General features: G+C 54.3%; 9 protein-coding genes and 2 pseudogenes. 2 read left to right on the forward strand and 9 right to left on the reverse strand.

What is annotated here, in order from left to right:
- Window positions 1-42: 42 nt before the first annotated feature.
- From ACRPFF_RS06390 to ACRPFF_RS06410, 5 genes are read right to left on the reverse strand one after another with little or no spacing between them, the layout of a single operon-like run.
- A complete protein-coding gene (locus tag ACRPFF_RS06390; protein ID WP_411712947.1) occupies window positions 43-678 on the reverse strand; it encodes a phage baseplate assembly protein V in 636 nt (211 codons plus the stop codon).
- Window positions 641-1,735 carry a phage late control D family protein gene (locus ACRPFF_RS06395; RefSeq protein WP_314169248.1) on the reverse strand — a complete coding sequence of 365 codons (1,095 nt, stop codon included), beginning with the start codon at window positions 1,733-1,735 and terminating at the stop codon, window positions 641-643. Before ACRPFF_RS06395 ends, ACRPFF_RS06390 begins: the two co-directional genes overlap by 38 nt.
- Entirely contained in the window at window positions 1,723-1,944 is a 222-nt protein-coding gene (locus ACRPFF_RS06400) for a tail protein X (RefSeq protein ID WP_118780119.1), read from the reverse strand. Before ACRPFF_RS06400 ends, ACRPFF_RS06395 begins: the two co-directional genes overlap by 13 nt.
- Window positions 1,941-2,837 carry a phage tail protein gene (locus ACRPFF_RS06405; RefSeq protein WP_013448387.1) on the reverse strand — a complete coding sequence of 299 codons (897 nt, stop codon included), beginning with the start codon at window positions 2,835-2,837 and terminating at the stop codon, window positions 1,941-1,943. Before ACRPFF_RS06405 ends, ACRPFF_RS06400 begins: the two co-directional genes overlap by 4 nt.
- The gene (locus ACRPFF_RS06410) at window positions 2,837-5,488 is read right to left on the reverse strand and encodes a phage tail tape measure protein (protein ID WP_432674140.1); all 2,652 of its coding nucleotides are present in this window, start codon (window positions 5,486-5,488) and stop codon (window positions 2,837-2,839) included. Before ACRPFF_RS06410 ends, ACRPFF_RS06405 begins: the two co-directional genes overlap by 1 nt.
- A gap of 37 nt (window positions 5,489-5,525) precedes the next feature.
- Between ACRPFF_RS06410 and ACRPFF_RS06415 the strand changes: the two genes are divergently transcribed.
- Window positions 5,526-5,711, forward strand: a complete 186-nt coding sequence (locus ACRPFF_RS06415) for a hypothetical protein (RefSeq protein WP_107818796.1) — start codon at window positions 5,526-5,528, stop codon at window positions 5,709-5,711.
- A 1-nt stretch (window position 5,712) separates the two neighbouring features.
- Here ACRPFF_RS06415 and ACRPFF_RS06420 read toward each other — a convergent pair whose 3' ends face one another.
- The 4 genes and pseudogenes from ACRPFF_RS06420 to ACRPFF_RS06435 form a co-directional block, all read right to left on the reverse strand.
- The gene (locus tag ACRPFF_RS06420; RefSeq protein WP_228777354.1) at window positions 5,713-5,832 is read right to left on the reverse strand and encodes a GpE family phage tail protein; all 120 of its coding nucleotides are present in this window, start codon (window positions 5,830-5,832) and stop codon (window positions 5,713-5,715) included.
- A gap of 55 nt (window positions 5,833-5,887) precedes the next feature.
- Window positions 5,888-6,181, reverse strand: coding sequence for a phage tail assembly protein (locus tag ACRPFF_RS06425; RefSeq protein WP_314169250.1), 294 nt, complete (start codon window positions 6,179-6,181; stop codon window positions 5,888-5,890).
- 248 nt (window positions 6,182-6,429) lie between these two features.
- The gene (locus tag ACRPFF_RS06430) at window positions 6,430-6,945 is read right to left on the reverse strand and encodes a phage major tail tube protein (protein ID WP_304676820.1); all 516 of its coding nucleotides are present in this window, start codon (window positions 6,943-6,945) and stop codon (window positions 6,430-6,432) included.
- A 103-nt stretch (window positions 6,946-7,048) separates the two neighbouring features.
- A pseudogene (locus ACRPFF_RS06435) lies at window positions 7,049-8,209 on the reverse strand (phage tail sheath family protein); the annotation flags it as partial.
- Here ACRPFF_RS06435 and ACRPFF_RS06440 point away from each other — a divergent pair.
- Window positions 8,203-8,307: pseudogene (locus ACRPFF_RS06440) on the forward strand (NTP pyrophosphohydrolase); the annotation flags it as partial. The pseudogenes ACRPFF_RS06435 and ACRPFF_RS06440 overlap by 7 nt on opposite strands.

Genomic DNA, 8,307 nt, shown 5'->3' on the forward strand with positions numbered 1-8,307 from the left:
GGGATTGTAGGAAATGCCGTCTGAAACGGCTTTTAATGCGGCTTAATGATTTTTCGGCTCTCCGGTTTGCCCTCCGGAATCGCCGTCATGGATGTGCCTGCCGACATTGATACCGTTGACGATAAGTTCGCCGTCAATGATGACGTTACCCGTAATCTTCGCCGCCTCGCCGCCGCCGGCATTGCCTGCCGCCAAACCTGCGGTATAGGTCAACAGCCCGTTTACCGTCGCATTGCCCGTAATTTCTGTCTGAGGCGATTGGATGTCCACTTTCTGCGCCGCTTTGATTTCGACCTTGCCCGGCGTTTCCACAACGACTTCGCCGCTGCGCCGGTCGTGCGAGATGACCGTGCCGTTGGCAAACCGTTTGACCCATTTGTTTTGGTCGGATACCGGCGGCTTGTCGGCGGCATTGTAAATCGCGCCGATGACGCAGCCGTTTTCGCCGCGCGCGTCCAGCAGGCAGACCACCAGTTCGCCCACATCGGGCAGGCTGTAAAAACAGTTGCCGCCCGCCGCCGGCGTCGCCATCGGCAGCCAATCGGTTTCCATGTCGTCGAGTACGGGGATTTTTACCCGCAAACTGTGTGCCGCCGCATCGACTGCCGATACCGTACCAAATTGCATCGTTGCCGTAAAATCATGGGTTTGCACTGCCTTGCTCCTCTTCAGAAACATATTCCGTCATCTTGATTTCGATTTCCGTCGTATAGCCGCCGCTGCGCGAAAAGTCATGCCGCGACTGCTTGACCAGATATTTGCCCGAAAACTTGCCGAATCCTTTCAGCCGTACCATTTGGCCTGCCGCCAACAGCGCATTGCCGACCAGTGTAACCGTGCCCGCGCATTGGTCGTCCTGCGCATCTGCCAATTTGGCATCTGCCCTGGCATTTAATTGGGCGGTACTTTCACCCTTATTCGGCACGATACGCAATGTATCGCCCGTGCTGCCGTGTTTGGCTTTGCCTCGCTTGGGCTTGCTTTTTCGGCTTGCCGAGACCGTTTTCTTGTTTTTCGGGTCGTAGCCTTTGACATCTACTTTGGACGGCACGCCCTTAATCAAATCGCGCAGGCGGACACGGATGATGTCCTCGGGTTTCAGGACGGCAACGGCAGGACGCTGTTTGAGTGCGTCGTTGTCGGTAAATACCAGTTTCTTGCCGACGATTTTAAAACTGTGGCCGTACTCCTTCGCCAAACGTGCCAAAAACTCAATATCACGCTCTTGGTACTGCGTCACCCGTTTGATGGGGATGTTTTTGACCGTACCCGTTACCTCCAGCTTCAGACGGCCTGCCACCTGACGGACGATGGCGGCCAAAGTCGTATTTTCGTACGCCTTGCCGCGCAGGGTGCGGTTCGACTTGGTAATGCCCGTCGATAAAGCCTTCAGGCTGACCGTCGACGGCGGGCGGTTGTATTCGATTTCGGCAATCTCAAATTTGCCGAGAGAAACCAGCCCGGTAAATTGGTCACCCAGGCTCAAAGACAAAGCATCGCCCTGTTCGGGATACCAATTACTCAGCCAGCGGCCGTCCGTATCCTCAAAATTGACCTGCAATTCGTCCGACTGCCCCTCAAGATAATCGGTATAGCTGAACGAAATCAGATAAGGCGCAACATCTGCCGTTATATCTTTGTCTTCGTAAGACAGGATAAAATCGGGCATGGTAACCGGATGGGTATTGCCGCCATCCAAGCCCTTCAGCTTCAAAAACGCACTTAACGCATCCACGGCGGCAGCTCCTCTTGGTTATTTTTCGGTTTGCTTTCCAAAACGGGGACAAATACCGTCAGCCCGCTCACGAACTCTTCCGCCAATGGCAGATGCGGATTGGCGGCAATCAGACTGTCAATCAACAGCGCATTGCCGTAATGCTTGTGCGCAATCAAATCCCATCGGTCGCCGTCTTGGGTGGTGTAGCGTATGACCGCACTCATCATTTATCCTTTCTTGCCGCAAGATAGCCGGTCAAAGCCTGGGCGGCGGCAGAGCCGTTTGCCAGCGCATCCGATGCTTCGGCTACGCCGTTTTCCACCGCATCCAACCAACTTCCTACCGAACCGCCCTCATAACCTGCCCGTAATGCGCCGACGGCTCCGCCCAGCCGGTTGGCCGCTTGTCCGGCCTGTGCCGCAAATTCTGCCGCGCCTTTCAGGTCGCCGAAAACCGCCGTTACTTCCGGCAAGGTATTGAGCCTTCCTAAAGTGCTGCCACCGACATTGAGTGCGTCCCCCAACAGGTTTAATGTCCCTGACGGGTCGTTTTTCAAATCTTTAGCCGCGCGTATCAGGTTCTGCATATCGGCTATGCCCGATTCCGCAGCGCGGTAGACCTTGATACCTTTTTCGACCGCCCTCACTACATCCGATGCCTGAGCCCGAACGCTCTCCGGTAATAAGGACAGGAGTGGATTTTGCCTGCCCGACTTGACTGCGGGCGTAGGCAGGGGATTATTCGGGTCGCCGACAAACTGGGTCAGCTCCACATCCAATTCCCGCGCCGCCGTCCGACCTTGCGCGTCCTGAATCAACGTGCGCTCCGTCAGCCGCTCAAGCACAAACCATCCGACAAAACGGCCGCTGCCGTAAACCAAAGACACTGCCTGCTGCGCCTCCAAAGCCGACAGCAGACCCTTATAAGCCGTGTCGGGATTACCCAGCCGCCAATGCAACTTGAGAGAGAAACGCAACGTCGTCAGTTCGTTTTGCAAGGCCTGCAGTCGCGGACGGCCTTTTAAGACCTCATGCTTGGCAAAGTTCGCCGAATGTTCCGCCTCAAGCGATGTGAAGCTGTTTAAAAGCTCAAATCGCACATCACCCAACATCGCATACATCAATAAGCCCTCCGTGCTTTGTCGTCCATCATGCGGCGGAACATTGCTTCGAATTCACGCAAGCCCATCTGCAGCGCAGTCTCAATCTGCTGAGGATTACCGCCCGGCGCGTTGATGGTCGGGTTGTAATTGATGGTCATTCCGCCAGCCGCCTGAGTATTGCGTGCAGACGCAAATGCCTCGCCGCCCGCAGACAACCGTGCCGCCAGCGCGCCCATATGGTCGGTAAAACCGCTTTTCAGACGGCCTGCCGTATTGGCTATAGAGGCAATCGGACGAGCCGCACTCCCGTCCAAACCGATTTGCAGGCCATCCATCATCCATCCGCCAAAGCGGCGGAACACGCGGCTGGGCGAGTGAATGCCCATCACACCGGCAAATGTTTGTTTGAGCGATGCCGCCTTTTCGGCAAACCATGCCTTGACCGACTCGAATTTGGACTGCAACCCGTTCCACAGCCCTTGGATGATGTTTGCGCCAAACTGCGTGAAACTGGACGGCAACTGCACGCCGAACCAAGACAGTACGGCGGCAAAGGCCGAATAGAACGCGCCAATGGGCGACCAGTTGAGAATCAGGCCGAGGATGCCGAGCAGTCCGCCGTCAAAGGCAGTTTTCATTTCGGCGATTTTGCCGCCGACCCAACTGGCGACCGCTGTGATTTTTTCACCTATCCACAAGCCTGCCGATTCGCCGAAGCTGCGCGCCCCGCCTGCAGCAACTTGTGTCGTGCTGAAGAAATCCCTAAAGAAATCCAATAGCGGCCGGACAAAAGGTCGAACCGTATCCCACAAGCCACCTAAGACAGAAAAAACGGTATCTACAACCGGAGAAATAGCGTTATAAATGCCGTCCCAAGCATCTGACAGTGCAGAAACCAGAGCATCAAAAGCAGGTTTTAACGGTTCCAAGCCTTTCAACAGCCCGTCCCACAGTCCGGCAAAAAAAGCCTTAATCGGGTTCCAAGCCTTGTAAATTGTCCATCCAACCAGGGCAAGTGCACCGACGGCCAAAACCAGCGGCCACATTGCTACCAGCGAAGACAGGTTAAAACCTAGCATGGCGGTTCTTGCCGCCCCCAATGCACGCATGACGACTCCCAACCGACCAGGCAATACGCCCAACCCCAAGCCGCTTTGCATTACCGTCCGGGTCAAAACTGCCGTCGCCTTCAAAGAGAGCAGGCCGCTTTTTAAAGCCAAATAAGCCGCACGCGACCGGTTAGCAATGACCATCACACCAAACATACCGACTTTAAAAGCCAGCAAAGAAGCGGTCGTACCGATAATGCCTTTCGTCAATATGGGATGTTTTTCCGACCAGTCCGAGACGATGTTGGCAAGTTTGCTGCCCTTAGCCAAAAAATCATTCAAGGCAGGCAGGACTATCGAGCCCATGCGTATGCCGAGTTCCGAAATCCCGTTTTTGAAAATTTGGATTTGGTTCGCCGTTGTTGCCGAACGGTTGGCAAACTCACGCTGCATCGACCCGAGATATTTCAAATTGCCTGAAGCATCGCGTTCTTCCAGCAATGCCAGTTGGCGGTTGTACTCACCGACATTGTTGGCGAGCATCATGGCATCGTCGGCATAGTTCCTGCCGAACATCTCCAGCAGCATGGGGAACTGCTCCGCCTTCGGCAACTGCTTGACCCGAGCCAACAGGTTGAGCATCGCACCGTTGGCATCTTTATCCATAGCGGCGGCAAATTCCTTGGTTGTCAATCCTAGCTCTGCCAGCTCTTTTTTCGCACCGCCAGCCTTCATGACCGACATCGAAGTAATCATGCCCTTCATTGCCTGCGCCGCCAGTTCGGGGGCTTTGCCCATACTCAAAAAGGTGCTGCCCCATGCAGCACCTTGGTTTTCCGTCATGCCCAACTGCTTGATGTCGCTGCCGACGCGGGTCAGGACGTTGACAATATCCGCCGCCTTCGAGTTCGCATTGTCCGAAAGATGGTTGACGGCATCGCCCAATATGCCGATTTTGGGAATGGGTATCTGCAAGACGTTGGACAGCGTCGCCATAGATTCGCCCGCCTGTCCTGCCGCCATATCGAATGCCACGCCCATCTTGGCGGCATTTTCGGCAAAACCCGTCAGGTTTTCGCGGGCGACTCCTGACTGTCCGCCTGCGGCAACGATGGCGGCAATGTCCTTGCCCGCCATCGGAATCTTGCGGGTCATTTTCAAAATGTCCCGTTCCATTTCCTTAAATTGCTGCGGCGTATCGAAATTAACCACCTTTTTGACATCAGCCATTGCCGATTCAAATTCAATCGAGGCTTTGACAGGCAAAATTAATGTACCTGCGGCGGCAAGCGCACCCTGCCATTGCCCTTTGATGTCTGTCCATTGGCTGCTGACGGCTGCCCTTTGGGCGCGGACGGCATTGAGCTTTTCATATTGGCGGGTCAGTTTGGCGACGGAATTGCCGATTTTGTCGTATTCCTGCCATAGCTGTTTGGCAGACGATACGCCCAAACGGTCTTTGTTCCGCTCCAATACCCTGCCCAGTTCCTTCTGACGTTCGGACAGGGTATTGGTCGTCGTTTTCAGCGTATTCATCGCCTTGCCGATATGGGTCAACCCAGACAAAGCTCCGCCGACAACGGCGGAAACGCTGATTGATATACCTAAATCGCTTGCCATATGCTAATATGCACCTATTAAAGGATGGGTTGTTTGTATGTTTGTTGTCGGTATGCTCGCAGTTTTAGCTGGTATTTTTTATTGCGTCGTCCTTGCTGCTTCCGCTGTTTGGCTGGTAGCAGTCGAGTTATGGCAGGCGTTTTTTGAAAAAGCTGAGCCTGACAATGGTTGGTGTCGCGATTTGCAGCGCGAAATCGAAGAAGAACGCCGACACCAAATCTGAATCACATCCCCCTCCGATAACCCGCCTTCATTTGGCGGGTTGCTTCTTTCTGCCAGTCTTCAAATTCGTCCAGCGGCAGCGCGTAAACCTCATCCACGCTCCAACCGAACCACCAAGCCAAATCGGCGGCGGCAGACAGCAGCTGCCGCTGCGTTTCAGCCTTTGAAAGAGGAGGACTATTTGTCTTGGTCGGTTTCTGTGAGGCGGCGAAACGTTTCCTGCATCTGTTTCCAATCCGCCAAATCCAAACAATCCAAGTCTTCGGGAATCATGCCTGCCATACGGGCAAACAGGGCCAGTTCTTGCTCCGCCTCATTCGTCAGGTGCGACACGGCGCGCAAATCGCCCACGCGCAAACGACGGAGCGTTACCTGTTCCAACATCTGACCCGTCGCCAGCCGTACCGGATATTTCAGTTTCACAACGGTATTTACACCCAAATCTTCTTGCAATTTTTTGGCTTCATTCATTTTCCATCTCCAAAAATAAAAAAATCACCGTATGGGGACTGACGGCAGTTTGGCATGGGCAGGGTTTTGCTTCAGAAAGCAGCGGATTCAAGGCGAAAAACGCAGCAAGGTTGAACACCTTGCGAGTATTTTTAACGCGGAAGATGCTGCTTTATGGGGCAAAAACCACCATTGCCAAATTGTCATCAGTCCCCATACGGTGATTGTGTCAAAGGTCGTCTGAAACGGCTTTTAATCCGATTTAAAGATTAAGCACCAATGTTTTTACGCATTTGGTTTAAAACGTCCTGACCGTCCACGCGGTAGATATTTTTGAACGCGTTGTAGTACAGCACTTCGCGCCCGCCGACGACTTGGCGGACTTCTGTTGCCTGGTAGGTTGAGCTAAATTCCGCCTTTTCCTTCGGCTTGTAGCCGCCCAGGGCGTTTTTGGAAAACACTGCCGTTACCGTGGTTACGATGGGGACTTCTTCTGCCAAACCTGACGCATTGAAGGTCTGCAGGTTGCCGCGCACCATCAGTTGCACAGCTTTAAAGGGGTTGGATGCCTTCTTGGCCACCTCGGGATAAAAGCTGTTCCAAGTAACTTCGCCTTCCAGGGCTTCTACGCCGTTGGGCAGTTTGATGGTACCGATCATACCCAAACCGGTAAAGTCGTCCTGCCCAAACTCAAACTCGGGCAGTTTGAATTCCGAAGCATTACCCAACAGGCTGTTACCGTCGATATAGACGTTGGCATTGTAGATTGCATTGATTGCGCTCATGTTTTTTCCTTTTCTTTTTCCATCGTTTCAAAATGGACGATGTCGTCCATTTTAGCTTGCCGCGCCCTTTCAAAACGGACGATGTCGTCCGTTTCAGACGGCATTAGGACGCAGAAACCAGATTGGCCAGGTATTTACGGGTCATCACGCTGGTATTGGTCAGACGTTCGCCAGGCAGCTTGGGCGTGTAGTCGTACACAATCGGCACTTGACCTTTACTGAACGCATCCGGCAGGTCGTAGTCATAGTCCAAACCGACCGAGAAGCCCGTGATGGAGCGCAGCGTGCCCAAATAGGTGCGTACCGTTTCAATCAGGCTGTCGATTAAGGCATCGTCAATCGGGCGGTCGACGTATTGCAGTTCGGCGCGGCGGATGGACTCGTCGATGATGTCGCCGGTGCGTTGCGCCACTTCAAAGTTTTTAATATGCGAAACCGTCGGGAAACAGGCAAGGCGGTTGCCCCACATCCGATAGCCTGTGCCGTAGCTGTTGAATACGGTGGTAATGCCTTTTTCGTTCAGCCGGTTGGTTTCGGACTGAGGATCGTCCGCGCGGGCGGTCAGTCCGATTTCCACGCCGGTTACGCCCAAGAGTTCGCGGTTGGAGATGCTGTACCAGTAGCCCTGTTCCACATCGGTTTTCATACGCAGGCCGGCGGCGTGGACAGCGAGGCTCTCCAAACCCAAGAGCCCGACGACGTAAGGGTAAAAGAGCTGACAGCGGTCGGACGAAGTTTGGAAATTGATGCTGCCCAACGGACCGCGTCCTTCCAAAGCCTTGCCCAAGCCTGTGCCTTTCGGCGCGGCAGCATAGGCGATGGCTTTCAATTTGCCCGCAATGATTTCCATTGCCGCGCGAACTCCGGCGTTGCCGTCATACTCGGGGGCGATGATAATTTTCGCGTCCGCGCCTTGTCGGTTGAAACCTTCGGTCAAGAGTTCCAAACCGGTGCGTTTTCCCGTTGCCGCCACATACGCGCCGATAATGTCGGCTTCGGTCACTTTCGTCGGGTCGGTATAGGTGTAGCTGATTTCCGGGGCGGACGGTTTGGTTTTGAACACAATTTCGCCCGTCAGCGTGTTGATGGTGTAGTGCGTGTTTTCGGTCAGGGGGCTGTTGCCGTCTGAAACCGCGTAGCCGCTTTGCAGGGCAGGCTTGGCGGTTTTAGCTGTCAAGGTGTCAGGATCAACCGCCAATACTTCGTTGCTGACGGTTGTCTTATGTTTGGCAGGGTCGCAAACATTGACAACATGCCATGATCCAAGACACCCGCCCCCTTNTCCGCGTCGTTGCCGGCATCCTGCTTGATTCAGACGGCAACTACCTGCTCAGCTCGCGCCCCGAAGGCAAGCCCTATGCC

The organism is Neisseria sp. SLRRB23 (assembly GCF_050896295.1).
Lineage (GTDB): Bacteria > Pseudomonadota > Gammaproteobacteria > Burkholderiales > Neisseriaceae > Neisseria.

Coding starts and splice junctions, on each gene's coding strand:
- ACRPFF_RS06390 (WP_411712947.1), bottom strand. CDS start 678: ATGTTTCTGAAGAGGAGCAAGGCAGTGCAAACCCATGATTTTACGGCA.
- ACRPFF_RS06400 (WP_118780119.1), bottom strand. CDS start 1,944: ATGATGAGTGCGGTCATACGCTACACCACCCAAGACGGCGACCGATGG.
- ACRPFF_RS06405 (WP_013448387.1), bottom strand. CDS start 2,837: ATGTATGCGATGTTGGGTGATGTGCGATTTGAGCTTTTAAACAGCTTC.
- ACRPFF_RS06410 (WP_432674140.1), bottom strand. CDS start 5,488: ATGGCAAGCGATTTAGGTATATCAATCAGCGTTTCCGCCGTTGTCGGC.
- ACRPFF_RS06415 (WP_107818796.1), top strand. CDS start 5,526: ATGTTTGTTGTCGGTATGCTCGCAGTTTTAGCTGGTATTTTTTATTGC.
- ACRPFF_RS06425 (WP_314169250.1), bottom strand. CDS start 6,181: ATGAATGAAGCCAAAAAATTGCAAGAAGATTTGGGTGTAAATACCGTT.
- ACRPFF_RS06430 (WP_304676820.1), bottom strand. CDS start 6,945: ATGAGCGCAATCAATGCAATCTACAATGCCAACGTCTATATCGACGGT.